Consider the following 26,240-nt stretch of genomic DNA (forward strand, 5'->3'; position numbering starts at 1 on the left):
CCGCCCGCGGCTCCGGTCGCCTCGCCGCCATCGCCGGAGGTGCCGTTGCCCGAAGAGGCGTGGCCACCGGCCGCGAAGCCGCCAAGGCTGATCGCGCCACCACCGGCGCTGCCCGCGCCGCCATCGGCGTTGATGCCGTCATCGGACGTCGCGGTGCCCGCGGTCGCGGTGCCGGTGTTCGAGAAGTTGGCATCGTTGCTGACCGAGGGGCGATCCAGCATGTCGTCGTCGGAGAGCGCGTTGCTCATGACGTTGACGGTGCCGACATCGTTGCCCGGGCCGTTCAGCGCATTGGTGAGGATGTCACCCATGCTGATGTCATCGCCGGGGTTCAGGTCGCCCTGCGCCGCGAGGATGTCGCCGATCGAGCCATGCGAGAGATCGATGTCGAAGAAATCCTCGTCGCTCTCCGGCTGCAGCTCTTCCAGCGTGGCGCTCAGGTCGAGGCCCACATCGACATCCACGTCCACGTCGGTGTCGCTGTCATTGCTGACCGAGCTGTCGTTCACCGTCTTGGTGTGCGTGTCGCTGTTGTTCGAGGTCGACGAGGCGTTGTGCACGTTTGTCGAGGTGTCGTTGGTGTTGCTGTTGGCGTTGCCGTTCTGGTTGCCGTTCGTGTTGCCGTTGTCATTGGCGTTGTGGCTGGCCGCCTTGACATAGGCCTCGGAGGCCTGGGACTGGTGCTGTCCCTGATCCGAGCTCTGTTCCTGCGTCTCGGACTGTTTCTGGCCCTGCATCTCGAACTGCTTCTGGCCCTGCATCTCGGCCTGTTTCTGGGTCTGATGCTCGGATTGGCTCTGCGCGTCGTCATGCGAATGCGGCGGCAGAATCCAATTGCTGTTCCGGTTTCCGGACATGGGTGGTCTCCAAATTGAGGCACCGTGCCGCCGAAGCTCATCTCTAAATCGGTCGGCGCGAATGCGGTTGGGTTGAAAACGGGACAAGGGGGCGTCCCGCTCGCTCATTGAGCCTCGGGAGGGCTAGACCTCTCCAGCCGCTCAATGGGCGTGCCGCGGCCTCACCCTAGGGCGGGGGTGACAGGCCTTCGCATCGACCGAATCGGTGGGTTCCGTTGGGTCAGCCGAAGCGAATGTGGCGAAAAAATGGCGTCGGGCGGGGTGGGATCCGGGGTGTTGTCCGGCGCCGGGTTAATCTTTTGTTAACCCTGTTTTCGGGCCGTCGGCGGTTCGCGAAGGCTCCGGGAAAGCCCCGCGTTCCCAGATGTTTGACGATAGGTTGTCGATGGCGCCGTTCGGTTGACGCTGGGTGAACGCCAGAGCGTGTACATCTTTCGGTGAGTTCCCAAGTCCCGGAACCTGCACTACCCTGATCGTGCCTGAAGCGAGGTGTGGTGCTTTTCGGGCGGTAACGTTTCTTTTTTGAGCGAGATATTTTGAAATGTATGTTCGAGCCCCCCAAAGGCCGCCCCTCGGCGGCCCTCAAAGTGGCCGCGCCCAACCGTCAGAGCCGCCCTGCGCGCTGCTTCTGATCGGGCCCAGCGACTACTTCTCCGAGCTTTTGATCATGACGATCGGCCAGGCCTTTCCCGACGCCCCGCTCCTGCGGGTGGATGACGGGACGCGCCCCGCCGATACCGGCGCGATCCGGGTGGTTCTGGTCGCGCCCGGCGTCTCGCGCGACGAGCAGAGCCTCCGCGAGGATCTGGACCTCACCTCGACCAAGGTGATCTTCGCCCATTGCTACGATGACGAGAGCGACCTCGACGCGCTCTTCGAGACGCGCTTCACCAATGGCGCCAGCGCCGGGGCGAGCTTCCTGCCGATGGCGATCCGCACCGATGTCTGGATCTCGCTTTTGAAGCTGTTCCTGCTCGGTCAGCCCTATATCCCGGCCGAGGCGATCTGCCGGCTCGGTCTCTCGACCCCCGAGACCGGCCGTCCCTCGCCCGATGCCGCGATCCGCGAAAAGCTGACCGCGCGCGAGTTCGAGGTGCTGTCGCTCGCCGCGCATGGGCGCCAGAACAAGATCATCGCCGATGCGCTCGACCTGTCCGAGCATACGGTCAAGCTGCACATGCATCACATCATCAAGAAGCTCGGTGTCCGCAACCGGACCGAGGCGGCGCGGCTTCTGATGGCGCCGGGCCGATGAACGCGCCCGCCGCCCTGCCGAGCCCCGAGTTCGAGCGCTTCCTCGCGGCGCTCGGGCGGTTGAACTACACCTTCACCAATACCGAGAGCCTCCTTGTCCACCTGATCGCGGGTCTTCTGAAGACCGGCAAGGAAGAGGCGACCATCGTGTTTTTGACGCTGAACACGATGCGGGCGCGGATCGACCTCGTGGACCGCCTGGCCAAGCGCGACGGCTGTCCCGAGACGCTCCGCACCGAGATCGTCGGCGCCACAAGGGCGCTGGCCGCGCAGGCGGGGCTTCGCAACCGCTACAACCACTGCATCTACGCCTTCGATGCCGATAGCGGGCAGGCGAAGTCGATCATGATGCGGATCGCCGACCGCAAGACCCGGCTGCAGCTGGGCGAAGAGCTTGCCATCGACGCCGAGGCGCTCAACGGTGTCGAGCAGGCGATCCAGGCGATCCTCGACGTCAATCGCCGCATCTGGCGGATCGTCACCGAGAACCGTTTCCCGGTCTGAGCGCAGATGCGGCGCACTCCGCCGTTGACAGAATTTTCTCCCCGGCCATACCATTCGCATACGAATGAACTTCGGGGGTCGCCATGTCCTATCTGTGCCCGACCGACCTGGCCTCGGCGCTCGACCTCGTCGCCGAACCCGGGGCGCTGATCGTCGCCGGTGGCACCGACCTCTATCCGGCCTCGGGCGCCTCGGGGCTCGCGGGGCGGCTGATCGACCTGACCCGGATCGAGGACCTCACCGGCATCTCGCGGCAGGACGGCGCGCTGCGGATCGGCGCGGCGACGACCTGGTCGGCGCTGGTCCATGCCGACCTGCCCCCGGCTTTCGATGCGCTGAGGCAAGCGGCGCGCGAGGTCGGGAGCCTCCAGATCCAGAACGCCGGAACCATCGCGGGCAATCTCTGCAACGCCTCTCCCGCCGCCGACGGCGTGCCGCCGCTCCTGATCCTCAATGCCGAGGTCGAACTGGCCAGCGCAGCGCGCGGTGTCCGCCGGGTGCCGGTGTCGCGCTTCATCACCGGGGTGCGCGCGACGGCGCGCGACGCGGATGAGATCGTGACCGCGGTGATCGTCCCGCCGCTCCCGGACGGCGCGGGTTCGGCCTTCGAGAAGCTCGGAAGCCGCCGCTACATGGTGATCTCCATCGCGATGACCGCGGCGCTCGTGGTCCTCCGGCGCGACCGGACGATCACCGACCTCCGGGTGGCGACGGGGGCCTGCTCCGCCGTGGCGCAGCGGCTCTCGACGCTCGAGGCCGCGCTTGAGGGTTCGGATATCGACGCGCTTGAAATCGGCGCGGAGCTGATCCCGGAACTCGCGCCCATCGACGATGTCCGCGGCACCGCGCTCTATCGTCTCGAGGTCGTGCTGGAGCAAATTCGTCGGGCCATTCGAAGGGCTGCTGCCAATGACTGAGATGTCCAAGATCGCGACGCTGCGGCTCACGCTGGATGGCCGCGAGGTCGAGACCGCGCCGATCCCGGGCACGCGCCTCTCGCGGGTGCTGCGCGAAGATCTCGGCTGCCGGGACGTGAAGATCGGATGCAATGCCGGGGATTGCGGGGCCTGCACGGTTCTGGTCGACGGCGCGCCGGTCTGCGCCTGCCTGATGCCCGCGCATCAGGCCGAGGGCCGAAAGATCGAGACGGTTGGGGGGCTGGCGGCCTCGGATCCGGTCACGCGCGCGCTGGGCGAACGCTTCCAGGATCACGGCGCGGCGCAATGCGGGATCTGCACACCCGGCATGATGGTCGCGGCGACCGCGCTGCTGCGTCGAGTCGAGGCGCCGGACGAGACGCAGGTCAAGGACGCGCTGGGCGGGGTGCTCTGCCGCTGCACCGGCTATCGCAAGATCATCGACGCGGTCCGGGGCGTGCCCTCGGAAACTGTCGACGGGCCGGGCGAGGTCGGACAGCCGATCCGGAGGCGCGACGGGGCGGACAAGGTCTCGGGACGCGAGCGGTTCGGAGACGATGTCGCGCCGCCCGGCACCCTGGAGCTTCGGGTGATCCGGTCGCCCTATCCGCGGGCAAGGGTCACGCTGGGCGATCTCGAGGCCGTCGTCGCCGAGACGCCGGGTCTGGTCGCGGTGCTGACCGCGTCGGACGTGCCGGGGGCGAACCGGTTCGGGGTGATCCCCGGTTTCATCGACCAGCCGGTCTTCGCCGAGGCCGAGACCCGCTTCCGGGGCGAAGCGGTCGCCGCGCTTGTCGGCACGCCCGAGGCCATCGCGGCGCTCGATCCGTCCACGCTCCCGGTCGAGTGGGAGCCCTTGGCCGTGGCCGCGACCCCCGAAGAGGCCGAGGCGGCAGAGGCGGCGCGGCTCCACGACGCCCACCCCGGGAACCTGATGTGCGAGGGTTTCGTCGCCCATGGCGATGCCGAGAGCGGGCTGGCCGCCGCCGAGGTGACGGTCGAGGGACGCTTCCGCAGCGGTTTCGTCGAGCATGGCTATATCGAGCCCGAGGCTGGCTATGCCTATCTCGACGGTGAGGAGCTGGTGATCCATGCCTGCACCCAGGCGCCGGTCATGGATCGCGACGGCCTGGCACCGATCCTCGGGCGCGATCCCGACACGATCCGGATCGTGCCGACGGGCGTGGGCGGCGGGTTCGGCTCGAAGCTCGATCTCAGCGTTCAGCCCTTTCTCGCGCTCGCCGCGCTGAAGACCGGGCAGCCGGTGCGGCTGACCTATTCGCGCGTCGAGACGATGCAGAGCACCACCAAGCGCCACCCCTCCGAGATCGCGCTCAGGATCGGCGCGCGCCGTGACGGGCGGATCACCGGCATGGTTTTCGAGGGGCGCTTCGACACCGGAGCCTATGCCAGCTGGGGGCCGACAGTGGCGAACCGCGTGCCGGTCCATGCTTCGGGCCCCTATTCGGTCCCGGCCTACCGCGCCAAGGCACGGGGCATCTACACCAACAACCCGCCCGCCGGGGCCTTTCGCGGCTTCGGCGTGCCGCAATCGGCCATCGCGCAGGAGGTGCTGTTCGATCTGCTGGCCGACCGGCTGGGCATCGACCCGCTGGAGTTCCGGCTGAGAAACGCGCTGCGAAACGGCACGCCGACGGTCTGCGGGCAGGTCTTCGAGCAGGGCGTCGGGATCGGCGCCTGTCTCGAAGCGCTGAGAGGCTCGTGGGAGAGTGAGCGGGCCGCAGCGGAGGCGTTCAACGAAGCACATGACGGCCGGAAGCGCGGGGTCGGGCTGGCGGCTGGCTGGTATGGCTGCGGCAACACCTCGATGCCGAACCCCTCGATCATGCGCTCGGGCATCCGCGCCGATGGCGGCATCGTTCTGCATCAGGGCGCGGTCGATATCGGGCAGGGGTCGAACACCGTCATCAGCCAGATCTTCGCGACCGCCTTGGGCGTTCCCGTGGATCAGGTGTCGCTTGTCGGCGGCGATACCAAGCTGACGCCCGATGCGGGCAAGACCTCGGCTTCGCGCCAGACCTTCGTGTCGGGCAATGCCGCCAAGCGCAGCGGCGAGGCGCTGCGCGCCGCGATCCTCGCCCGGATGAACGCAGGCGAAGGCGCGACGCTTGCCGTCGAGCCGGGTCTCATCCACGCGACCGATGGGGCGGGCACCCATGTTCTGGAGCTTGCGAAGATCGCGCCCGACGCGCGCGGCTACGTCTTCGCGGCCGAGGAAAGCTACGATCCGCCGACCCGTCCGCTCGACGCGAACGGGCAGGGGGCGCCTTACGCGCAGTTCGGATATGCCGCGCATCTCGCCGTGGTCGAGGTCGACCTCGCGCTCGGCACGGTGGAGCCGGTGAAGCTGGTCGCGGCGCATGACGTGGGCCGCGCGATCAACCCGATGCTGGTCGAGGGGCAGGTTCATGGCGGCGTGGCGCAAGGCCTCGGTATGGCGCTGATGGAAGAATATCTACCCGGCCGCACCGAGAACCTGCATGACTACCTCATCCCGACCATCGGTGACGTGCCGCCTATCGAGACGCTGATCGTCGAGGAGCCCGACGCCCACGGACCCTATGGCGCGAAGGGGCTGGGCGAGCATGCGCTGATCCCCACCGCTCCGGCGATCCTGAACGCGATCCGGCATGCGACCGGGGCGGAACTGAGACAGGTGCCGGTCACGCCCGCGCGGCTGCGCGCGGCATTGAAGGAGGCCGGTCATGGCTGATGGCGACCCCAAGGACGCGAAGATCCGCTGCGATGCCTGCCCGGTGATGTGCTACATCGCCGATGGCCGGTCGGGGGCCTGCGACCGCTACGCCAATCACGGCGGCACACTGGTGCGGCTCGATCCCCTGACCGTGATCGAGGGCGGCGAAAGCCAGCTCGTGCCGTTCCTGAAGGATGCCGTTCCCGACGACTGGGATGGCGACATCATCCGTGGCGACCGGCCCTTCGTGACCGCGGTCGGTGCGGGCACGACCTATCCCGACTACAAGCCCGCGCCCTTCATCGTCAGCCAAGAGGTGGCGGGCGTCGACATGGTCACCGTCGTCACCGAGGGGATCTTTTCCTATTGCGGCGTGAAGGTGAAGATCGACACCGACCGCCATATCGGAGACGAGCGCGATGTCGTCTTTGCCGACGGCGAGCCGATCGGGCATGTGACGACCTCGGAATACGGCTCGAAGATGTTGTCCCTGGGCGGCGTCGAGCATCTGACCGGCGGCAGCAAGAAAGAGGGCCGCGTCACCTGCGACGCGCTCATGCAGCTCTGCAATCGCGAGCCGGTCGAGATGGTGATCGGCGATCACGGGACGCGGCTGATCGTGCAGGCGGGTCAGCCGCCGGTGATCGACGGCGAGACCGAGCGACTGATGCGGGTCGGCTGCGGCTCGGCGACCATCGGCATGTTCGCCAAGCAGTGGCTCGGCCATGCCGACGAGGTGGTGGTGGTGGACGACCACATCACCGGGGTTCTGAGCGAGCACGAGGCGGGCAAACAGCTCGACATTCCGCCGACCGGGATCAAGACGCTCGGGCGGCGCTCGACGCCGGGGCGCTATTTCCAGGTCGCCAATCCCGGCAGCGGCTGGGGCGGCACCGATATCGACGAGCCGCTCTCGATCCTGGGGCCGTTCAATCCCAAGATCGCCTGGCCGGGTCTGCGGCTCTTCATGGTCTCCACGACCGGCGAGCAATGCGCCTATTTCGAGCTCGACGAGGAGTTGGTTCCGCAGCCGCGACCGATCCCCGAGGCGCTGAAATCCTCGGCCGATCTCATCGCCGAGAATTGCGAGCCGTCGATCTGCTCGGTGCTTTTCATGGGTGGAGCGGGCGGCAGTTTGCGGGCGGGCGTCACGGAAAACCCGGTGCGCCTGACGCGGTCGGTGAAGGAATCGCTCACCCATGTGTCCTGCGGCGGGGCCGAGGCCTATGTCTGGCCCGGCGGCGGCATCACCGTGATGGCCGATGTGATGGACATGCCGACCATGTCCTTCGGCTATGTGCCGACCCCGGCCCTTGTGGCGCCCATCGAGTTCACGCTCCGGGCCTCGGACTACGCCGCGCTCGGCGGGCATGTGGACGCGATCCGGCCGGTGTCCGAGATCGCCTCGGGCGGGGCGCGGAAGGTGTCCCCGAACGCGCGCTCGCACGATCCGCGCGCGCACAAGCATTACCGCTGGTCGGGAGCGGCGGAGGAATGAGCGGGCCGGTCGCCGCGATGCTGCCCGGTGGGCGGCTGCATCTTCAGCACGGGCCCATCGACCTGGTGATCGGTGCCGAAGGCGGGCGCGAGGCGGCGTTCCGGGCGGCGGCGCGTCGGTTCGAGACGGTGCTCGAGGAGCTGGTCGGCGCGCTCGAGCTTTTGCGGCAACCGGTCTCGCCCGCGATGACCGACCCTCGGGAAGAGACGGCACGCCGGATGGTGCGCGCCGCACGGACACTGGCCGCGCGTGAGTTTCTGACGCCGATGGCGGCGGTGGCGGGGTCGGTGGCCGAGACGGTGCTCGACGCGATGCGCGCCGCCGCGCCGCTCCGGCGGGCCTATGTCAACAATGGCGGCGACATCGCGCTGCATCTCGCGGAGGGCGAGACCTACACCGCCCAGATCGCCGGGCCGGACGGTCAGGCGTTCGGACGGGTGACGATCACGGCGAACGACCCGGTGCGCGGCATCGCGACCTCGGGGCGGCACGGGCGCAGCCTCAGCCTCGGGATCGCCGACAGCGTGACGGTTCTCGCCGCCACCGCGTCCGAAGCCGATGCCGCCGCGACCCTCATTGCCAACGCGGTGGACCTGCCGGGTCACCCCGCGATCACCCGACGACCGGCGAACGCGGTCCGCGACGACAGCGATCTCGGGACGCGCGCGGTCGTCACCGCCTGCGGGGCGCTCGCGCGCGCCGACCGCGACACGGCCCTCCTTGGCGGTCTGCGCCGCGCCAGCGATTTCCGCGCGCGTGGCAAGATTTTCGGCGCGGCCCTGTTCCTTCAGGGCGAGGCCCGTATGCTTGGCCCCATCGACTGCCCTCTGGAGACGCTCACCCATGCCTGACGTGCAATTGCGCCGGATGATTTACTCGGTCGAAGAGATCTTTCACGAAGGCGGCCCGCCGCCCGAGACGCCGCTGCGCCGGGCCTCGGCGCTGGCGATCGTCGCCAACCCGTTCGCGGGCCGATACGAGCCGGACATCCAGTGGTTCATGGAGCCCTTGAAGCCGCTCGGGCTGACCATGGCCCGGAAACTCGTGGAGCTTCTGGGCGGGGCCGACCAGGTCCAGGGCTACGGCAAGGGCGCTATCGTCGGCACCGATGGCGAGCTTGAGCATGGCGCGCTCTGGCACGCTCCCGGCGGCTACGCGATGCGCGAGCTGCTGCACGACTCAAAGGCCATCGTGCCCTCGACCAAGAAGGTCGGCGGGCCGGGCACCCGGCTCGACGTGCCGATCACCCATATCAACGCCTCCTATGTGCGCAGCCATTTCGACGCGATGGAGGTCGGCACGCCGGACGCGCCGCGCGCGGGCGAGATGGCGCTGGCGCTGGTCATGTCGACGGGCGCGCGGGTGCATGACCGGGCAGGCGGCCTCGCGGCCAAGGACATCAAGGGAGAGGATGGGCTGAGATGAGCGCCAGGATCCGCAAGATCGCCGTCAGCATCGAGGAAACGCATCGCGAGATGGGCCGCGAGATCGCGCCGCCGACGCGCAAGGCCGTGGCGGTCGCGGTGATCGAGAACCCCTTCGCGGGCGTCTACCAGGAAGACCTGTCCGAGCTGATGGAAATCGGCGCGGAGCTGGGCGCGCTTCTTGGCCGCCGCTGCGTCGAGGCGCTGGGGATCACGCCCGCCGAGGCCGAGAGCTACGGCAAATCGGCGATGGTGGGCGAGAATGGCGAGCTGGAGCACGCCGCCGCGATCCTGCATCCGAAGCTCGGCGCGCCGCTCCGCAAGGAGGTCGAGAAAGGCGCGGCGCTGGTGCCCTCGTCCAAGAAGATGGGCGGCCCGGGGCAGGTGCTTGACGTGCCTTTGGGCCACAAGGACGCGGCCTATGTGCGCAGCCATTTCGACGGGATGGAGGTGCAGATGAGCGATGCGCCGCGGGCGAACGAGATACTCGTGGCCGTGGCCGTGACCGATAGCGGTCGTCCCCTGCCGCGCGTCGGCGGGCTCAAGGCGGAGGAGGCCGAGGGGAAGGATGGCCTCCGCTGAGACCGGCACCTTGAGCACGCGCTACACGCTCGACGATCAGGTCGGATATCTCCTGCGGCTCGCCAGCCAGCGCCACGCGGCGATCTTTCAGAAGACCATCGCGCAGGACCTGACGCCGACGCAGTTCTCGACGCTCCTGCGCCTCCATGAGGCGGGCGAGGTGTCGCAGAACCAGCTCGGACGGCTGGCGGCCATAGACATCGCCACGATCAAGGGCGTGGTCGACCGGCTGCGCGACAAGAGCCTGATCGAGACGCGGCCCGATCCGGGCGACAAGCGGCGCTCGCTGATCTCGCTGTCGCAGGAGGGGCGCGACCTCATCGCGACGCTGGAGCGGGTCGGGACCGAGATCACCGAGGCCACGCTCGCGCCGCTCGACGCCGCCGAGCGCACCGCGCTGATCGCGCTTCTGCGCAAGATCACCTGAGCCGGATCAGGCTGCGCTATTAGAGGATGCGTTCGGGCAGGCGCTGGGCGGGCGGCGTGTTGCGCGAGCGCTCGGATCGGATCACCCCGTCGATGATGGTCATGCCCACGCCCGGCAGGTTGCCGAGCTCGACCGATTCCAGAAGATCCTTGCCCGGCGCGTGCTGCGCCTGGTCGAGCAGGACGAAATCGGCGGAATAGCCCGCTTCGATCAATCCCACATCGAGCTTGCGCTGGCGCGCGGTGTTGCCGTTGCCGAAGCAGAAGGCCTGCGCCGCCGGGACGCCTCCGAAGGCCGAGAGCATAGCGATCATCCGCAGGATGCCCAGGGGCTGCACGCCCGATCCCGCGGGCCCGTCGGTCCCGAGGATCACCTGGTCGAGCTTGCCGAGTTCGCGCGCGGTGTTCACGGTCAGCACCGCCGCGCGCTCGTTGCCGTTATGGACGATCTCGAAGGCGGAGGTGCAGGTCTCGCAGAGGCAGATGATCTGGTCGTCGGGCAGGGCGGAATGGCCGCCGTTGATATGGCCGATCACGTCCGTTCCGGTCTCGATCACCATGTCGGCGTCGATGAGGCCGGAGCCGGGGATCGACGGGCCGCCGGTGTGGATCGTCGACTGCATGCCGTATTTCCGGGCCCAGCCGACCATCTGGTTCGCGGTCTTGCCGTCCTTCACGGTGCCGAGCCCGACCTCGCCCAAATATTTCACCCCGGCCCGGGCCATTTCGGCGAAGTCCTCCTCGACCATGCCCTGTTCGATGACCGGAGCCCCGGCATGGACCTTGACGCCCGAGGGGCGGAAGTTCTCGTACCAGCGCTGGGCGGCGATCGACATGGCCTTGAGGCCGATGATGTCCTTGGGGCGGCCGGGCATGTGGACCTCGCCGGCGGAGATCATCGTGGTCACGCCGCCATGCAGGGTGGAATCGATCCAGTGCAGCTGCTGCTGGCGGGGCGTGTAATCGCCGACGACGGGGTGGACGTGGCTGTCGATGAGACCGGGGGCCAGCGTCACGCCATGCGCGTCGACCACCGTCTCGGCGCCCTCGCAGTCGAGATCGGCCTCGCGCCCCCAGCCCGCGATCTTGCCGTCCACGGCGACGAGACAGTCGCCCTCGTAGATCGGGTCTTCGAACTTGCCCGAGAGAATCTGACCGATGTTCTTGATGACCAGCTTGCCCATGCGCCCTCCGGGGTTCTGTCGACTGTCGCGATACCGTTTGTATGCGAACAATGTTTCCGGGGGCGGTCAAGAAGAATCCGATCCCGGAGGCTGCGCAGGAATTGGCCTTCGCGGCGCCTGTCGCTTAGTCTCGATGTCGTGGATCCGGCGATGAGGTCGAAATTCATTTGACAACGAATGAATTCGCGACGCCAATGAAGATCGGTTCCGGGACCAAGGGGGAAGAACCGCCGATGAGTTTCGTGCTCAACGCCTGGTATGTCGCCGGCTGGTCGAGCGAGTTCGACGAGACGCTTGCCGCGCTCGAGATCACCGGCCAGCGGCTTGTCCTCTTTCGCCGCTCCGATGGTGGATTGTCGGCGCTGGAGGATCGCTGCCCGCACCGGCTTCTGCCGCTGTCCAAGGGCCGCAGGATCGGCGACACGATCCAGTGCGGCTACCACGGCATGACTTTCGACGGCTCGGGCACCTGCGTGCGCGTGCCCGGTCAGGACAACACCCCCAAAAGCGCGAACGTCCGGGCCTTCCCGGTCGAGGAGCGTCACGGCGTGGTCTGGGTATGGATGGGCGACCCGACCCTGGCCGATCCCGCGGCGATCTTCGAGATCCCCGAGATGTCGGACAGCGGCTGGCACGCTCATCACGGCGGCCACCTCGAGATCCGCTCGCATTATTTGAACGTGGCCGAGAACCTCGTCGACCCGGCGCATGTGAGCTTCGTGCATCCCACGACGCTCGGCAATGCCGCGTCCGAGAACGTGCCGGTCCATGTCTCGACAACCGGCGAGGTGATCCGCGCCTGGCGCTGGATCCGCGATGCCGAACCCATCGGCTTCTTCAAGGCGTTCGGCGGCTTCACCGGCAATGTGGACCGCTGGCATTACTACGATCTGCACCTGCCCTCGACCGCGGTGATCGATTTCGGCAGCATCGCCACCGAGAAGAACTGCGCGGAAGAGGATCGGGGTGCGGGCGTGCGCATCTTCGCGATCCATTTCGTGACACCGGTGAACGAGCACCTGACCGTCGATCACTGGATGCATCTCAGGAACACGGCGGTCGGCGACGAGGCGGCCTCGGAGAAGATGGATGCGATGTTCCGCGTCGCCTTCGACGAGGACAAGGCGATCCTCGAGGCCATCCACGAGGCCGAGCAGCGGCCGCAGAGCCGCAAGCCGGTGAAGATCGCCATCGACAAGGGGCCGCTCGTCTATCGCAAGCGCATTCGCGACCTGATCGCGGCCGAGCAGATGGACGATCTGGGCATGGCGATCAGCCCCGCATTCGTGCATCACGACTGACAGAACGACCAACGGGAGACGACGATGGCACAGACCAGCATTTTCAAGACCTTGGCCACGGGGCTCGTGCTTGCGGCGCTGCCGCTCGGCGCGGCCGTGGCGGAGAGCATCAAGATCGGCGAGATCAACCATTACAAGCGCATGGCCGCCTTCGCCGAGCCCTACAAGCAGGGCATCGAGCTGGCGCTCGAGGAGATCAACGGAGATGGCGGCGTGCTCGGGCAGGAGCTCGAGTTCGTCTTCCGCGACGACCAGGGCGAGCCGGGCGAGGCGATCAAGATCGCCGAAGAGCTGATGACCCGCGAAGGCACCGCGATGATCACCGGCACGATCCTGTCGAATGTGGGTCTCGCGATCTCGTCGCTGGCGGCGGAAAAGGGCTATGTCTACCTCGCTTCCGAGCCGCTCGCCGACAGCCTCGTCTGGGGGTCCGGCAATCCCTACACCTTCCGCCTGCGCGCCTCGACCTACATGCAGGCGGCGATGCTGGCCGAGGAAGCGGCCAAGACCGACGCGGTGAAATACGCGACGATCGCCCCGAACTATGCCTATGGCAAGGACGCGGTCGCGGCATTCAAGGAGAACCTGCAGCGGCTGAAGCCCGAGGTGGAGTTCGTGGCCGAGCAATGGCCGGGCGTCTTCAAGATCGACGCGGGCGCCGAGGTCCAGGCCCTGGAGCGTGCCAAGCCCGACGCGATCTACAACGTCACCTTCGGCCCCGACCTCGCCAAGTTCGTGCGCGAGGGCACCGACCGCGGTCTCTTCGACGGTCGCCAGGTCTACGGCCTGCTCTCGGGCGAGCCGGAATACATGGACCCGCTCGGCGAGGAAGCGCCCGAGGGCTGGGTCGTCACCGGCTATCCCTGGTACGACCTGACCGACGGCCCGGCGGGCGCGTTCGTCTCTGCCTACCAGGCCGCCTATGACGATCACCCGCGGATCGGGTCGCTCGTCGGCTACATGACGGTGCAATCCATCGCCGCCGCGCTCGAAGCCGCGGGCTCGACCGAGACCGAGGCGCTGCGGGAGGCCTTCGAGGGCCTGACCGTGGAGACGCCGATGGGCGAGATCACCTATCGCGCGATCGACAACCAGTCGACGGCGGGCGCCTATGTCGGCACCACGACGGTGCGCGACGGCCAGGGCGTGATGGTGGACTGGGTCTACAAGGATGGCGCCGACTACCTGCCGTCGGACGAAGAAGTGCAGGCTCTGCGGCCTGCCGAATGATGACATGAGCCCGAGTGGCGGCGGGGACTGACCCCCGCCGCCGCTGGCGCGACACGCTCTCCCGGACCCGGATATGGAATTTTTCATCGCCCAGATCCTGACAGGGCTGGCGAACGCAAGCTCGCTGTTCCTCGTCGCCTGCGGGCTGTCGCTGATCTTCGGCGTCACGCGGATCGTCAACTTCGCCCATGGCAGCCTCTACATGCTGGGCGCCTATATCGGCTATTCGCTGATGCAGGTGCTGCCCGGCTCGATAGGCTTCTGGGGCGCGATCCTCCTTGCTGCGGTGGCCGTCGGCCTCATTGGCGTCGCCATCGAGATGCTGGTGCTGCGCCCGGTCTACAGCGCGCCCGAGCTCTTCCAGCTTGTCGCGACCTTCGGCGTGATCCTCGTGGTGCAGGATCTGGCGCTGATCATCTGGGGGCCGGAGGATCTGCTCGGGCCGCGCGCGCCGGGGCTCCGCGGCGTGTTCCGGATCATGGGAGAGCCGATCCCGAAATACGATATCGTGCTTCTGGTCATCACCCCCTTCATCGCGCTGGGGCTCTGGTACCTGATCACCCGCACGCGCTTCGGCGTGTTGGTGCGCGCCGCGACCCAGGATCGCGAGATGGTGGGGGCGCTGGGCGTCAACCAAGCATGGCTCTTCACCGGCGTCTTCGCTCTTGGCTCGGCCCTGGCGGGCCTTGGTGGCGCGCTGCAGCTGCCCAAGGGCGGCGCGGATCTTCTGATGGATTTCACCATTCTGACCCCGGTCTTCGTGGTGGTCGTCATCGGGGGCATGGGCTCGCTGCCGGGTGCCTACCTCGCCGCGGTGATCATCTCGGTCCTCAACGTCTTCGGCGTGACCTACCTGCCGCAATCGACGCTGGTCCTTATGTTCCTCGTGATGATCGTCGTCCTGATGATCCGGCCCTACGGTCTTTTCGGACGCGAGGAGGTGGCGGGCGAACATGGCCAGGTCGGCGAGCCGGAACGCCCGATCAAGCCCGCCTCGGGGCGGGTCCGGGCGATCGTGGCCGCGGGTCTCGCGGTGCTGGCGGCTCTGCCCCTTTACGGGTCGTCCTTCAGCCAGGTGCTCGTCACCGACATCCTCGTCTTCTGCCTCTTCGCGGCCTCGCTGCATTTCCTTCTGGGGATCGGCGGTCTCGTGAGCTTCGGTCATGCGGCCTATTACGGCGGCGGCGCCTATGTGGCGGCGCTTCTCGTCACCCATGCCGAAGCGCCGATGGAGCTGGCATTCCTTCTGGCCCCGCTCGGCGCGGGTCTGGCGGCGCTCGCCATCGGCTGGGTCTGCCTGAGACTCACCGGCGTCTATTTCGCGATGCTGACGCTCGCCTTCGCGCAGCTCATCTGGAGCCTCGTCTACCAGTGGGGAGACGTCACCGGCGGCGATGACGGGCTCGTCAACATCTGGCCCGCGGACTGGCTGAATGACACCACGGTCTATTTCTACCTTGCGCTCGCGCTGTCGGTCGGCGGCATCATCGCGCTCCGCCACGTCGCGCATTCGCCCTTCGGCTACGCGCTGCGCGCCGCCCGAGACAGCCAGAGACAGGCCGAGGCGATGGGCATCGACACCCAGAAGGTGCGGCTTCTGGCCTTCGGCTTCGCGGGCTTCATGGGCGGCCTCGCGGGCGCGCTCTTCGTCTTCTCGAAGGGCAGCGTCTTTCCGAACGAGCTGGAGATCGCCAAGAGCTTCGACGCGCTGATCGTGGTCTTTCTGGGCGGTGTGAAGACGCTCTCGGGCGGCGTGGTCGGCGCGGGCTTCTTCAAATCGGTGGAAGAGGTGCTCCTGCGCTTCGAATACTGGCGGCTGGTCATGGGCCTTCTGATCATCTTCGTGGTGATCGTCGCGCCCGAGGGCATCGTCGGCTCGCTCCGCAAGGGCGCCGAGCGGCTGGGCCTGATGCAGGGAGAGCGGCGATGAGCGACGTGCTTCTCGAGACCCGGGGCCTCACCCGCGAGTTCGGCGCGATCCGGGCGGTGGACGACGTGTCCTTCCAGCTCAAGCGCGGCGAGCTTCTGGCGCTGATCGGGCCCAACGGCGCGGGCAAGAGCACCTGTTTCAACATGCTGATGGGGCAGTTGAAGCCGACGCGGGGCCGCGTGCTTCTGGCGGGCGAGGACATCACCGGGCTGAAGCCCCGCGCGATCTGGCGCAAGGGCGTCGGGCGGACCTTCCAGATCACCGCGACCTACCAGTCGATGACGGTGATCGAGAACGTGCAGGTCGCGCTGATGTCGCATCATGGCGAGATCTTCCGCGTCCTGCCCTACGCCACCCGCCGCCACCGGGACGAGGCGCTGGCGCTTCTCGAAACCGTCGGCATGGCCGATCAGGCCGAACGTCACTGCGCGGTCCTGGCCTATGGCGATCTGAAGCGCATGGAGCTTGCCATCGCGCTGGCGCATGACCCGATGCTCCTCCTGATGGACGAACCGACCGCCGGGATGGCCCCGCGCGAGCGGATCGCGCTGATGCAGCTCACCGCCGATATCGTCGCCGAGCAGGGGGTCAGCGTGCTTTTCACCGAGCATGACATGGATGTCGTCTTTGCCCATTCGCACCGGATCATGGTGCTCAACCGCGGCGCGCTGATCGCCGAGGGCACCGCCGCCGAGATCCGGGCGAACCCCTTGGTGCAGGAGGTCTATCTGGGCGGCGGCACGGTCTTCGGCGCAGAGGAGGCCGCGGATGCTTGAGGTCCGCAAGATCAACTCGCTCTACGGCAAGGCGCATGTGCTGCACGATCTGAGCTTCGAGGTGCCGCATGGCGAGGTGGTGGCGCTTCTGGGCCGGAACGGCGCGGGCAAGACCACGACGCTCAAGTCGATCATGCAGCTCGTCCGGCCCGCCTCGGGCGAGATCCTGTTCCGCGGCGAGAAAATCACCGGCCTGCCGCCGCACCGGGTCGCCAAGCTCGGGATCGGCTATGTGCCCGAGGAGCGGCGGATCTTCTCCGACCTGACCGTCTCCGAGAACCTTCTCGTCGGCCAGCAGCCTCCGCGCGAGGGGGCAGTCACCTGGACCGAGGAGATGCTCTTCGATCTCTTCCCGAACCTCGCCGAACGTCGCGACAACCGGGGCAAGGCGCTCTCGGGCGGCGAGCAGCAGATGCTGACCATCGCGCGCACGCTGATGGGCAACCCGCTGTTCGTTCTGCTGGACGAGCCCTCGGAGGGGGTCGCGCCGGTGATCGTCGAGCAGATGGCCATGGTCATCAAGAAGCTCAAGCGCGAAGGGCTGACCGTGCTTCTGTCGGAGCAGAACCTGCATTTCGCGCAGGCCGTGTCGGACCGGGCGGTGATCATCGAGAGCGGCAGCCAGATGTTCTTCGGCACGCTGGCCGATCTCGCCGCGCATCCCGAGATCCGCGACGCCTATCTCGCCGCCTGAGGCCCCGGGCGCTCACGCGCGCACCGGCAAGCGGTCAAAATTTGAGCGTCGGACGCCGTTCGGGCAGTCTTTGCTATGCGCGGCTCTCCGGATGCCGGATACATCTACAAAACCCAGAGGAACAGGGATCCCACGGCGGACATGGCAATTCACGCGAGCATCTATCACCTGACCCATTACACCTATGATCGACCGGTGACCTTGTCGCCGCAGATCATCCGGCTCAGGCCCGCACCGCAAAGCCGCACCCGGGTGATCTCGCATTCGCTGCGGGTGTCGCCGGGCGGGCATTTCGTTAATCACCAGCAGGACCCCTACGGCAACTGGCTGGCGCGGTTCGTCTTTCCCGAACCGGTGACCGAGCTGAAGATCGAGGTCGACCTGACCGCCGACATGTCGGTCTACAACCCCTTCGATTTCTTCGTCGAGGAAGAGGCCGAGGAATGGCCCTTCGACTATCCCGAGGAGATGCGCGAGGATCTGCAGATCTACCGCACGCCCGAAGCGGCGGGGCCGAAGCTCGCGGCCTTCATGGCCGAGCTTCCCCGCGACATCACCGGGACGGTGAATTTCCTCGTGGCGCTGAACCAGCGGGTCTCGGAGGTGGTCGATTACACCATCCGCATGGAGCCGGGGGTGCAGACGCCGGAAGAGACGCTGACCGCGCTGCGCGGCTCCTGCCGGGATTCGAGCTGGCTTCTGGTGCAGGTGCTGCGGCATCTGGGTTTCGCCGCGCGCTTCGTGTCGGGCTACCTGATCCAGCTCAAGCCGGACGTGAAATCGCTCGACGGCCCGTCCGGCACCGAGGTCGATTTCACCGATCTGCACGCCTGGGTCGAGGTCTACCTGCCCGGCGCGGGTTGGATCGGGCTCGATCCCACCAGCGGGCTTCTGACCGGCGAAAGCCACATCCCGCTCGCCGCGACCCCTCATTACCGCAACGCCGCGCCGATTTCGGGCGGCTATTCCAGCGTCGGCGCGCCCGAGGTGTCCTTCGAGTTCGACATGCAGGTGCGCCGGGTCTCGGAGCATCCCCGGATCACCAAGCCCTTCTCGGACGAGGCCTGGGAGCGGCTGAACGCGCTCGGGCGGCAGGTCGATGCCGATCTCGCCGAGGGCGACGTGCGGCTGACCATGGGGGGCGAGCCGACCTTCGTGTCGATCGACGATTTCGAGAGCGCCGAGTGGAACACCGCCGCGGTCGGGCCGATGAAGCGCGGTTTGGCCGACGAACTGATCCGGCGGCTGCGCGACCGCTTCGCGCCGGGCGGCTTCCTGCATTACGGGCAGGGCAAGTGGTATCCAGGCGAGAGCCTGCCGCGCTGGACCTTCTCGCTCTACTGGCGCGAGGACGGCAAGCCGGTCTGGTCGGACGAGAGCCTGATCGCGCAGGAAGGCGACGACACCGGCGCGGGGCCGGAGGAGGCCGAAGAGCTTCTGGGCGGCATCGCCGACCGGCTCGGGGTCGGGGCCGAGATGGTCGTCCCGGCCTTCGAGGATCCGGCGGAATGGATCGTGAAGGAAGCGAACCTGCCCGAGAACGTCACGCCCGAGAACTCCAAGCTCAAGGATCCCGAAGAGCGCAACCGCATCGCGCGGGTCTTCGGACGCAGTCTGACGGAGCCTGCGGGCTACATCCTGCCGATCCAGCGCTGGCAAGCGCGGGCGTCGGGCAAGCGCTGGATCTCCGAGCGCTGGAAGCTGCGGCGCGGGCATCTGTTCCTGATCCCCGGCGACAGCCCCGTGGGCTTCCGCCTGCCGCTCGGCAAGCTGCCTTACGTGCCGCCCTCGCAATATCCCTACAGCTACATCGTCGATCCGACCGAGCCGCGCGATCCGCTCCCCGACTACCATGCCGGTCCCGACCCCGAGACCGGGCGCACGCAGCCGGTGTCGGCCCCGGTGCCCAACACGGAGGTGCAGGACGTGATCGAGCAGGAGCTCGGCACCGGCGCGGTGCGCACCGCGCTGTCGGTCGAGCCGCGCGACGGACGGCTCTGCGTCTTCATGCCGCCGGTCGAGGCGCTCGAGGATTACCTCGAGATCGTCGCCGCCGCCGAGGCCTCGGCCAAGGCGCTGGGCCTCAAGGTCCATATCGAGGGCTACGCGCCGCCGCATGATCCGCGCCTGAACGTGATCCGCGTCGCGCCCGATCCCGGCGTGATCGAGGTCAACATCCATCCCGCCCATAGCTGGGAGGATTGCGTCGCCACGACCGAGGCGATCTACGAAGAGGCCCGCCAGTCGCGGCTCGGGGCCGACAAGTTCATGATCGACGGCCGCCATACCGGCACCGGCGGCGGCAACCACGTGGTCGTGGGCGGCGCGACGCCCAATGACAGCCCGTTCCTGCGGCGCCCCGATCTCCTGAAATCGCTGATCCTGACCTGGCAGCGGCACCCGTCGCTCTCGTATCTCTTCTCGGGGCTCTTCATCGGCCCGACAAGCCAGGCGCCCCGGATCGACGAGGCACGGCACGACACGCTCTACGAGCTTGAGATGGCGCTGGCGCAGGTGCCCGCGCCGGGTGAGGGCCTGCCGCCCTTGCCCTGGCTCGTCGACCGGCTTTTCCGCAACATGCTGACCGACGTGACCGGCAACACCCATCGCGCCGAGATCTGCATCGACAAGCTCTATTCCCCCGACGGGCCGACCGGGCGGCTGGGCCTGGTCGAGTTCCGCGGTTTCGAGATGCCGCCGCATCCGCGGATGAACCTCGCCCAGCAACTTCTCCTGCGGGCGATCATCGCGCGGTGCTGGAAAGCGCCGATGCAGGGGCGGCCGGTGCGCTGGGGCACGGTGCTGCATGACCGCTTCATGCTGCCCGAGTTCATCTGGCAGGATTTCCTCGACCTCCTCGCCGATCTCCGCCTGCAAGGCTACGACATCGACCCGGTCTGGTACGAGGCGCAGGCCGAGTTCCGCTTCCCGTTCTGTGGCGAGGTCGAGGTCGAGGGCGTCAAGCTCGAACTCAAGCAGGCGCTGGAGCCCTGGCACGTGCTGGGCGAGACCGGCGCCATCGGCGGCACGGTGCGCTATACCGACAGCTCGGTCGAGCGGCTCCAGGCCAAACTCACCACGCTCTATCCCGAGCGCTACCGGGTCATGTGCAACCAGCGCCCTGTGCCCCTGGCGGCCACCGGCACCTCCGGCGAGGCGGTGGGCGGCGTGCGCTTCAAGGCGTGGCAGCCGCCCGAGGCGCTGCACCCGGTCCTGCCGGTCCATGCGCCGCTGCGCTTCGACATCTATGACGACTGGACCGGTCGGGCGATCGGCGGCTGCACCTATCACGTCGCCCATCCCGGTGGGCGCAATTACGAGACCTTTCCGGTCAACGGCAACGAGGCCGAGGCGCGTCGCCTCGCGCGGTTCGAACCGCATGGCCACGCGCCGGGCAGCTACCGTCCTGCCCCGGAACCGCCGCATCCCGAGTTCCCGATGACGCTCGATCTCCGGCGTCCGCCCGGACTGATCTGATGTCCCAGGACAGCGCACCCAGACCCGAGGCAACCTCCGACCTCCTGGCGGGCTATCGCCCGCGTCCGGGTGTCGCTGACGAGCTCTTCGATGCCGAGGGGCGGATGCGCCCGGCCTGGTGCGCCTTTGTCGAGCATCTGTCGCGGCACGGGCCGACCGGCATCGAGGCGGCGTTCGCGCGCGGCACCAATTACCTCAGCGATGCCGGGGTCTATTTCCGCCATTACGCGACCAGCCCCGCGCCCGAGCGCGACTGGCCGCTGAGCCCGGTCCCGGTCATCATCCACGCCAAGGAATGGGCCGAGATTTGCGCGGGTCTCGCGCAGCGCGCCGATCTGCTCGAGGCGGTGGTGGCCGATCTCTATGGACCGGGCGCGCTGGTCTCGGGCGGCCATCTCCCCGCCGAGCTGATCGCCCGCGCGCCGGGCTGGCTGCGTCCGATGGTCGGCGTCAGGCCCGCCTCGGGCCATTTCCTCCATCTGCTGGCCTTCGAGATCAGCCGCAATCCCGACGGCTCCTGGTTCGTCTTGGGCGACCGGGCGCAGGCGCCCTCGGGCGCGGGCTTCGCGCTCGAGAACCGCATGGCGACGATGCGGGTCTTCAACGAGTTCGCGCCGCGCAACCGCATCCACCGGCTCGCGGCCTTCTTCCGATCGTTCCGCGACGCGATCGAGGGGCTTTCGGGGCCGGGACCGAACCGGGCGGCGATCCTGACGCCGGGTCCGAACAACGCCAGCTACTACGAGCATACCTATATCGCGCGCTATCTCGGTCTGCTCCTGCTCGAAGGCGAGGACATGCTGGTCCAGAACGGGCAGGTCATGGTGCGCACGGTCGAGGGGCTGCAGCCGCTCTCGGCGCTCTGGCGGCGCGTCGATTCCGAATACATGGACCCGCTGGAGCTGCGCGAGGACAGCCAGCTGGGCACGCCCGCGCTGATCAGCGCGCTCCGGCAGGGCAATCTGAACATGATCAACGCGCTCGGCACCGGGGTCTTGGAGATGCGGGCGATGATGGCGTTCCTGCCGAGGATCTCCGAGGTCCTGACCGGCGCGCCGCTCAAGCTGCCGAACATCGCGACATGGTGGTGCGGCCAGCCGGGCGAGCGCGACTACGTCAAGGAGAACGTCAAGCGGATGATGATCGGCGGCGCTGTCGATCAGGACCTGCCCTTCGACATCCGCGCGACCACCGCCGTCGGCGGCTCGTTCCGGTCCGGTGCGCGCATCTCGGTCGAGGCGTGGATCGACAGCGAAGGCGCTCATCTCGTCGGACAGGAGGCGGTGACGCTCTCGACCTCGCCGGTCTACAAGGCCGGACGGCTGGTGCCGCGCCCGATGACGGTGCGGGTGACCGCCGCGCGCACGCCCGAGGGCTGGGTCTTCATGCCCGGCGGCTATGCCCGGATCGGCGGGTCGGACGACGCGACCGCGCTCGCCATGCAGCAGGGTGGCGGCGTCGCCGATGTCTGGGTCCTCGACGACGCGCCTGTCCCGGCCGAGACGCTTTTCGCGGGCGAAGCCGGGCAGCCCCTGGATGCCGAGACGCTGCCCTCGCGCGCGGCCGAGAACCTCTACTGGCTCGGGCGCTACACGGAGCGTGCCGAGATGGGCATCCGGCTGGTCCGCGCCTATCATCTTCGCCTCGCCGAGACCGGCGATCCGGAGGATCCGCGGCTCGAGTTCCTGGCTGGCTACATGTCCGAGTTCGGGCTCGACGTCACCGAGACCGTGCCCTCCGCGCTGTCGGCGATCATGACCTCGGCGACGCTCTGCGCGAGCAAGCTGCGCGACCGGTTCGCGACCGATGGCTGGCTTGCGCTGCAGGACCTTGCGCGGACCGTGTCGCAGATGGAGCGCAACGCCATTGCCGGGGACGATTGCGCCCGCGCGATGGGCGTGCTTCTGCGCAAGGTCACGGGGTTCTCGGGGCTGATCCACGAGAACATGTACCGCTTCCACGGCTGGCGCTTCCTGAGTTTCGCGCGGGGGCTGGAACAGGCGGATGCCATCGCGGCGGTGCTCGCGACCTTCACCGATCCCGATGCCCCGCAGGGCGCGGTCGATCTTGCGGTCGAGATCGGCGACAGCGTCATGTCGCATCGCCGCCGCTATCGCACCATGCCGACGCCGGAGAGCACGATCGATCTTCTGGCCTGCGATCCGCGCAACCCGCGCTCGATCCTGTTCCAGCTCGATCACATGGTCACGCTGGCCGCCGAGATGCCGGGACAGAGTTTCGAGAGGGGCCCGTCCGAGGTCACCCGCGCGCTCCTGCCCTTGCAGACCCGCTTCGCGGTGGCGCGTCCCGGGGAGATCACCGCCGAGGCTCTGCAGGCCTTCCGAGGGGATCTCGCCGACCTCTCAAACCTCGTCTCCTCCGAATATCTGCGGTAGGCCGCCATGCGTTACGACGTCACCCTCCGGATCGAGTATCGCTACGACCAGGCCTCCGACCATGCGCGGTCGCTTCTGCACCTGACACCCCCGACGCTGCCCGGGCGACAGGAGGTGATCGCGGGGCTTCTGAGCATCGAGCCCACGCCGCAGGAACGGCGGGAGGGGCAGGATTTCTTCGGAAACAGGGCGACGCTCGTATCCTTTCACAAGCCGATCCAGGAGCTGACGCTGACGCTCAAGGCGCAGGTCTCGCGGCGGATGCCGCCCGAACCGATGGACCTGTCGCAGGACCGCGCCGGGCTTGCGCGCGAGATCGAGGCGCATCGCAGCGTCGCGCCCGACGCGCCGCATCACTTCCTCGGACCGTCGCCCCGGGTCTCGCCGAGCACCGCGATCACCCGGTTCGGCGAGGCGCAGCTCTCGCCGAGTATGAGCGTTCTTCAGATCACCCGGGCCATCGGGCAGGCGTTGCACCGCGAGATGAGCTTCGACGCGGAAGCGACCGATGTGCTGACCTCTCCCGGCGAGGCGTTCCACAACCGGCGCGGCGTCTGCCAGGACTTCGCGCATGTGATGATCGCCTGCCTGCGCGGTCTCGGGATCCCGGCGGGCTATGTCTCGGGCTTCCTGCGCACCTCGCCGCCGCCCGGACAGCCGCGCCTCGAAGGGGCGGATGCCATGCATGCCTGGGTGCGGGCCTGGTGCGGGAGCGAGCTTGGCTGGGTCGAATACGACCCGACGAACGATATTCTCGTCGGCGACGATCATATCGTCGTGGCCTACGGGCGCGACTACGCCGATGTTTCGCCGATCAAGGGCACGCTGCGTTCGGCGGGCGGGCATGACAGCACGCATAGCGTCGACGTGGTGCCGGTGGACGCCTAGCTGGCCTGGCTGAACTGCCTCTCGCCGGTCTGCAGATCCGGGTCGAGCCGCGCCGCCAGAAGACGCGCCAGACGCGGATCGAGGAGCTTCAGGTGATCGCCCTCGAGCGTTGCGAGCTCCGGCAGGGCGAGGATCGCATCGGCGGCGCGCAGCCGCATTTCGCCGCGCATACCGGGATCGGGGATTGTCGCCAGATCGGTCTCGCCGTAGCACATGAGGTCCTCGACGATCCGGGATACGGCCTGGTCGGCCTCGGTCAGCGCGTAGCCGCGCCGCGTGGCGGGCCGTCCCTCGGCCACCGCCTTCTGCCATTCCGCCGTGCTCGACGCGTTCTGGGCAAAGCCCTGCGGGTACCGCGAGATCGACGAGGGCCCGAGCGCGATCAGCACCGGGGCGCGGTCGGTGGTATAGCCCTGGAAGTTTCGCTTGAGCCGCCGCTCGCGCGCGGCCCGTGCCATGCTGTCGCTCGGGAGCGCGAAATGGTCGATGCCGATGGCGGTGTATCCGGCCTCTTGCAGGCGTTCTGCGGCAAAGGCCGAGAGAGCCAGCCGGTCCTCGGGCGAGGGCAGGGCGCTTTCCGAAATCAGGGTCTGGCGCTTGGCCATCCACGGAACATGCGCGTAGCCGTAAAGCGCGATCCGGTCGGGGCGCAGCCGCAGCACCGCATCGAGCGTGCGCCGCAGCCGGGGCAGGGTCTGGTAGGGCAGCCCGTAGAGCAGGTCGAGATTGACGCTGTCCACGAAGCGTGCGCGGAGCGCACGGACGACGGACGCGGTCTCCTCTTCGTCCTGGCGGCGCCCGATCGCGTCCTGCACCATCGGGTCGAAATCCTGCACGCCGATGGAGGCACGGGTGAGGCCCAAGCGCAGGAGCGCCTCGATCCGCCGCTCGTCGCATTCGGTCGGGTCGATCTCGACCGAGACCTCGGTGCGGTGGTCGATGGCGAAGGCCCGGCGCAGCATCTCCGACAGCCGGTCGATCCGGTCGGCGGGCAGGAGCGTCGGCGTGCCGCCGCCCAGGTGCAGGCTGCTGACATGCAGGTCCGAGGGGAGCCGCCCGCGCAGTGCGTCGATCTCGATCTCGAGCGTGTCGAGATAGCGGTCGAGCGGCGCGAGGCTGCTCGTGCCTTGCGTGCGGCAGGCGCAGAACCAGCAGAGCCTCCGGCAAAACGGGACATGCGCATAGAGCGAGATCTCGCTGCCGGGCGGAAGCGCCTCCATCCACTGAGCGCTCAATTCCGGCCCCACCGCAGCGGTGAAGCGGTTGGCCGGAGGGTAACTTGTGTAGCGGGGCACGCGCTCGGTCAGGAGGGCGCTGCGGAGGGCGTTCTGTCTCATGTCGCCACCTTGCCGCAGCGCCGCGCAATCGCATTGATCGAAATCAAGCGCGCGTCTAAAATCGCGGCATGATCAAATCGCCGACCCTCCTCTCCTGCGGCGACTGTCCGATCCGGCACAATGCGGTCTGCGCCACCTGCGATGCGGCAGAGCTGGCGATGCTGGAAAAGGTCAAGTCCTACCGCACAGTCGCTGCCGGCGCCTTGCTCGCGGAAGCGGGACAGCCGTTGACCCACCTCTCCTCCATCGTGTCGGGCTGTGCGACCATGTCCCGCACGCTCGAGGACGGGCGCAGGCAGACCGTCGGCATCCTCCTGCCCTCGGATTTCATCGGCCGTCCCGGCCGCGCGACCTCGGTCTTCGATATCGAGACCCTGAGCGAGGTCACGATCTGCCGGTTCGAGCGCCAGACCTTCGAGACGCTGGTCGCCAGCACGCCCCATATCGCGACGCGTCTCTTGTCGATGACGCTCGACGAGCTCGACGCCGCGCGCGACTGGGCGGTGGTGCTGGGCCGCCTGACCGCGCGCGAGAAGGTCGCCGCTTTCCTCGTCAGCCTGGCTCGTCGGCAGGCCGTGTCGTCAGGCAAGATGGTGCCGCAGGGTGCCACGGTCCTGCACCTGCCGCTCTCGCGCGAGGCGATGGCCGATCACCTGGGCCTCACGATCGAGACGACGAGCCGCCAGATGACCGCTCTGCGCCGAGACGGGCTGATCGAAACCCCGTCCAACCGGGAGATTCGCATCCCCGATTTCGAAGCGCTCGCGCTCGAGGCCGCGGATGACGACGATGGCGGCCTGATCGCCTGATCGCTTTTCACCTCTGACGGAGTCGCTCTGCTGCACTGCG

The 26,240-nt window shown here is 67.9% G+C and carries 20 protein-coding genes and 1 pseudogene; 18 read left to right on the forward strand and 3 right to left on the reverse strand.

Annotated features, from left to right (window positions below; translation table 11 throughout):
* Nucleotides 1-857, reverse strand: a pseudogene (locus ACFQ4E_RS08955) (hypothetical protein); the annotation flags it as partial.
* Between the two features lie 667 nt (nucleotides 858-1,524).
* On the opposite strand from ACFQ4E_RS08955, the gene ACFQ4E_RS08960 reads away from it, so the two are divergent.
* The 9 genes from ACFQ4E_RS08960 (at nucleotide 1,525) to ACFQ4E_RS09000 (ending at nucleotide 10,179) form a co-directional block, all read left to right on the forward strand.
* Nucleotides 1,525-2,112 carry a response regulator transcription factor gene (locus tag ACFQ4E_RS08960; RefSeq protein ID WP_386802719.1) on the forward strand — a complete coding sequence of 196 codons (588 nt, stop codon included), beginning with the start codon at nucleotides 1,525-1,527 and terminating at the stop codon, nucleotides 2,110-2,112.
* Nucleotides 2,109-2,615 (forward strand): hypothetical protein, encoded by a 507-nt coding sequence (locus tag ACFQ4E_RS08965; protein ID WP_386802721.1) that lies wholly within the window; start codon nucleotides 2,109-2,111, stop codon nucleotides 2,613-2,615. Before ACFQ4E_RS08960 ends, ACFQ4E_RS08965 begins: the two co-directional genes overlap by 4 nt.
* An 83-nt stretch (nucleotides 2,616-2,698) precedes the next feature.
* Nucleotides 2,699-3,532, forward strand: a complete 834-nt coding sequence (locus tag ACFQ4E_RS08970) for an FAD binding domain-containing protein (protein ID WP_386802723.1) — start codon at nucleotides 2,699-2,701, stop codon at nucleotides 3,530-3,532.
* A complete protein-coding gene (locus ACFQ4E_RS08975) occupies nucleotides 3,525-6,266 on the forward strand; it encodes a molybdopterin-dependent oxidoreductase (protein ID WP_386802725.1) in 2,742 nt (913 codons plus the stop codon). The genes ACFQ4E_RS08970 and ACFQ4E_RS08975 overlap by 8 nt, the downstream gene beginning before the upstream one ends.
* Nucleotides 6,259-7,746: a 6-hydroxynicotinate reductase gene (locus ACFQ4E_RS08980; protein WP_386802727.1), complete on the forward strand. Its 1,488-nt coding sequence runs from the start codon at nucleotides 6,259-6,261 to the stop codon at nucleotides 7,744-7,746. Before ACFQ4E_RS08975 ends, ACFQ4E_RS08980 begins: the two co-directional genes overlap by 8 nt.
* The gene (locus ACFQ4E_RS08985; protein WP_386802729.1) at nucleotides 7,743-8,597 is read left to right on the forward strand and encodes a UPF0280 family protein; all 855 of its coding nucleotides are present in this window, start codon (nucleotides 7,743-7,745) and stop codon (nucleotides 8,595-8,597) included. Before ACFQ4E_RS08980 ends, ACFQ4E_RS08985 begins: the two co-directional genes overlap by 4 nt.
* Nucleotides 8,590-9,171, forward strand: a complete 582-nt coding sequence (locus ACFQ4E_RS08990) for an amino acid synthesis family protein (RefSeq protein WP_386802731.1) — start codon at nucleotides 8,590-8,592, stop codon at nucleotides 9,169-9,171. Before ACFQ4E_RS08985 ends, ACFQ4E_RS08990 begins: the two co-directional genes overlap by 8 nt.
* Nucleotides 9,168-9,752, forward strand: a complete 585-nt coding sequence (locus ACFQ4E_RS08995) for an amino acid synthesis family protein (protein ID WP_386802733.1) — start codon at nucleotides 9,168-9,170, stop codon at nucleotides 9,750-9,752. Before ACFQ4E_RS08990 ends, ACFQ4E_RS08995 begins: the two co-directional genes overlap by 4 nt.
* Nucleotides 9,739-10,179 carry a MarR family winged helix-turn-helix transcriptional regulator gene (locus tag ACFQ4E_RS09000; protein WP_386802735.1) on the forward strand — a complete coding sequence of 147 codons (441 nt, stop codon included), beginning with the start codon at nucleotides 9,739-9,741 and terminating at the stop codon, nucleotides 10,177-10,179. The genes ACFQ4E_RS08995 and ACFQ4E_RS09000 overlap by 14 nt, the downstream gene beginning before the upstream one ends.
* A 19-nt stretch (nucleotides 10,180-10,198) precedes the next feature.
* On the opposite strand, the gene ACFQ4E_RS09005 is transcribed toward ACFQ4E_RS09000, so the two are convergent.
* Nucleotides 10,199-11,362: an amidohydrolase family protein gene (locus ACFQ4E_RS09005; protein WP_386802736.1), complete on the reverse strand. Its 1,164-nt coding sequence runs from the start codon at nucleotides 11,360-11,362 to the stop codon at nucleotides 10,199-10,201.
* Nucleotides 11,363-11,595: 233 nt separating this feature from the next.
* On the opposite strand from ACFQ4E_RS09005, the gene ACFQ4E_RS09010 reads away from it, so the two are divergent.
* The 8 genes from ACFQ4E_RS09010 (at nucleotide 11,596) to ACFQ4E_RS09045 (ending at nucleotide 24,054) form a co-directional block, all read left to right on the forward strand.
* Entirely contained in the window at nucleotides 11,596-12,663 is a 1,068-nt protein-coding gene (locus ACFQ4E_RS09010; RefSeq protein WP_386802739.1) for an aromatic ring-hydroxylating dioxygenase subunit alpha, read from the forward strand.
* 24 nt (nucleotides 12,664-12,687) lie between these two features.
* Nucleotides 12,688-13,893 (forward strand): ABC transporter substrate-binding protein, encoded by a 1,206-nt coding sequence (locus ACFQ4E_RS09015; protein WP_386802740.1) that lies wholly within the window; start codon nucleotides 12,688-12,690, stop codon nucleotides 13,891-13,893.
* A gap of 73 nt (nucleotides 13,894-13,966) precedes the next feature.
* A complete protein-coding gene (locus ACFQ4E_RS09020; protein WP_386802742.1) occupies nucleotides 13,967-15,823 on the forward strand; it encodes an ABC transporter permease in 1,857 nt (618 codons plus the stop codon).
* Nucleotides 15,820-16,599: an ABC transporter ATP-binding protein gene (locus tag ACFQ4E_RS09025; protein WP_386802743.1), complete on the forward strand. Its 780-nt coding sequence runs from the start codon at nucleotides 15,820-15,822 to the stop codon at nucleotides 16,597-16,599. Before ACFQ4E_RS09020 ends, ACFQ4E_RS09025 begins: the two co-directional genes overlap by 4 nt.
* Nucleotides 16,592-17,293, forward strand: a complete 702-nt coding sequence (locus ACFQ4E_RS09030; protein ID WP_386802744.1) for an ABC transporter ATP-binding protein — start codon at nucleotides 16,592-16,594, stop codon at nucleotides 17,291-17,293. The genes ACFQ4E_RS09025 and ACFQ4E_RS09030 overlap by 8 nt, the downstream gene beginning before the upstream one ends.
* Before the next feature lie 141 nt (nucleotides 17,294-17,434).
* Complete coding sequence (locus ACFQ4E_RS09035) at nucleotides 17,435-20,770, forward strand: transglutaminase family protein (protein ID WP_386802746.1); 3,336 nt, start codon at nucleotides 17,435-17,437, stop codon at nucleotides 20,768-20,770.
* Nucleotides 20,770-23,166 carry a circularly permuted type 2 ATP-grasp protein gene (locus ACFQ4E_RS09040; protein ID WP_386802748.1) on the forward strand — a complete coding sequence of 799 codons (2,397 nt, stop codon included), beginning with the start codon at nucleotides 20,770-20,772 and terminating at the stop codon, nucleotides 23,164-23,166. The genes ACFQ4E_RS09035 and ACFQ4E_RS09040 overlap by 1 nt, the downstream gene beginning before the upstream one ends.
* Before the next feature lie 6 nt (nucleotides 23,167-23,172).
* Nucleotides 23,173-24,054, forward strand: coding sequence for a transglutaminase family protein (locus ACFQ4E_RS09045; RefSeq protein ID WP_386802749.1), 882 nt, complete (start codon nucleotides 23,173-23,175; stop codon nucleotides 24,052-24,054).
* On the opposite strand, the gene hemN is transcribed toward ACFQ4E_RS09045, so the two are convergent.
* Nucleotides 24,051-25,391, reverse strand: a complete 1,341-nt coding sequence (gene hemN, locus ACFQ4E_RS09050; protein WP_386802751.1) for an oxygen-independent coproporphyrinogen III oxidase — start codon at nucleotides 25,389-25,391, stop codon at nucleotides 24,051-24,053. The two genes, ACFQ4E_RS09045 and hemN, sit on opposite strands and share 4 nt — an antisense overlap.
* Before the next feature lie 68 nt (nucleotides 25,392-25,459).
* On the opposite strand from hemN, the gene fnrL reads away from it, so the two are divergent.
* Nucleotides 25,460-26,200, forward strand: coding sequence for a transcriptional regulator FnrL (gene fnrL / locus ACFQ4E_RS09055; protein WP_386802753.1), 741 nt, complete (start codon nucleotides 25,460-25,462; stop codon nucleotides 26,198-26,200).
* Nucleotides 26,201-26,240: the final 40 nt, after the last annotated feature.

Origin of the sequence: Litorisediminicola beolgyonensis (assembly GCF_042679605.1) — a bacterium.
Lineage (GTDB): Bacteria > Pseudomonadota > Alphaproteobacteria > Rhodobacterales > Rhodobacteraceae > Litorisediminicola > Litorisediminicola beolgyonensis.

Coding starts and splice junctions, on each gene's coding strand:
- ACFQ4E_RS09035 (WP_386802746.1), top strand. CDS start 17,435: ATGGCAATTCACGCGAGCATCTATCACCTGACCCATTACACCTATGAT.
- ACFQ4E_RS09010 (WP_386802739.1), top strand. CDS start 11,596: ATGAGTTTCGTGCTCAACGCCTGGTATGTCGCCGGCTGGTCGAGCGAG.
- ACFQ4E_RS08985 (WP_386802729.1), top strand. CDS start 7,743: ATGAGCGGGCCGGTCGCCGCGATGCTGCCCGGTGGGCGGCTGCATCTT.
- ACFQ4E_RS08995 (WP_386802733.1), top strand. CDS start 9,168: ATGAGCGCCAGGATCCGCAAGATCGCCGTCAGCATCGAGGAAACGCAT.
- hemN (WP_386802751.1), bottom strand. CDS start 25,391: ATGAGACAGAACGCCCTCCGCAGCGCCCTCCTGACCGAGCGCGTGCCC.
- ACFQ4E_RS08990 (WP_386802731.1), top strand. CDS start 8,590: ATGCCTGACGTGCAATTGCGCCGGATGATTTACTCGGTCGAAGAGATC.
- ACFQ4E_RS09045 (WP_386802749.1), top strand. CDS start 23,173: ATGCGTTACGACGTCACCCTCCGGATCGAGTATCGCTACGACCAGGCC.
- ACFQ4E_RS08965 (WP_386802721.1), top strand. CDS start 2,109: ATGAACGCGCCCGCCGCCCTGCCGAGCCCCGAGTTCGAGCGCTTCCTC.
- ACFQ4E_RS09020 (WP_386802742.1), top strand. CDS start 13,967: ATGGAATTTTTCATCGCCCAGATCCTGACAGGGCTGGCGAACGCAAGC.
- ACFQ4E_RS09025 (WP_386802743.1), top strand. CDS start 15,820: ATGAGCGACGTGCTTCTCGAGACCCGGGGCCTCACCCGCGAGTTCGGC.
- ACFQ4E_RS08980 (WP_386802727.1), top strand. CDS start 6,259: ATGGCTGATGGCGACCCCAAGGACGCGAAGATCCGCTGCGATGCCTGC.
- ACFQ4E_RS09000 (WP_386802735.1), top strand. CDS start 9,739: ATGGCCTCCGCTGAGACCGGCACCTTGAGCACGCGCTACACGCTCGAC.
- ACFQ4E_RS09030 (WP_386802744.1), top strand. CDS start 16,592: ATGCTTGAGGTCCGCAAGATCAACTCGCTCTACGGCAAGGCGCATGTG.
- ACFQ4E_RS08960 (WP_386802719.1), top strand. CDS start 1,525: ATGACGATCGGCCAGGCCTTTCCCGACGCCCCGCTCCTGCGGGTGGAT.
- ACFQ4E_RS09005 (WP_386802736.1), bottom strand. CDS start 11,362: ATGGGCAAGCTGGTCATCAAGAACATCGGTCAGATTCTCTCGGGCAAG.
- ACFQ4E_RS09040 (WP_386802748.1), top strand. CDS start 20,770: ATGTCCCAGGACAGCGCACCCAGACCCGAGGCAACCTCCGACCTCCTG.
- ACFQ4E_RS08975 (WP_386802725.1), top strand. CDS start 3,525: ATGACTGAGATGTCCAAGATCGCGACGCTGCGGCTCACGCTGGATGGC.
- ACFQ4E_RS08970 (WP_386802723.1), top strand. CDS start 2,699: ATGTCCTATCTGTGCCCGACCGACCTGGCCTCGGCGCTCGACCTCGTC.
- fnrL (WP_386802753.1), top strand. CDS start 25,460: ATGATCAAATCGCCGACCCTCCTCTCCTGCGGCGACTGTCCGATCCGG.
- ACFQ4E_RS09015 (WP_386802740.1), top strand. CDS start 12,688: ATGGCACAGACCAGCATTTTCAAGACCTTGGCCACGGGGCTCGTGCTT.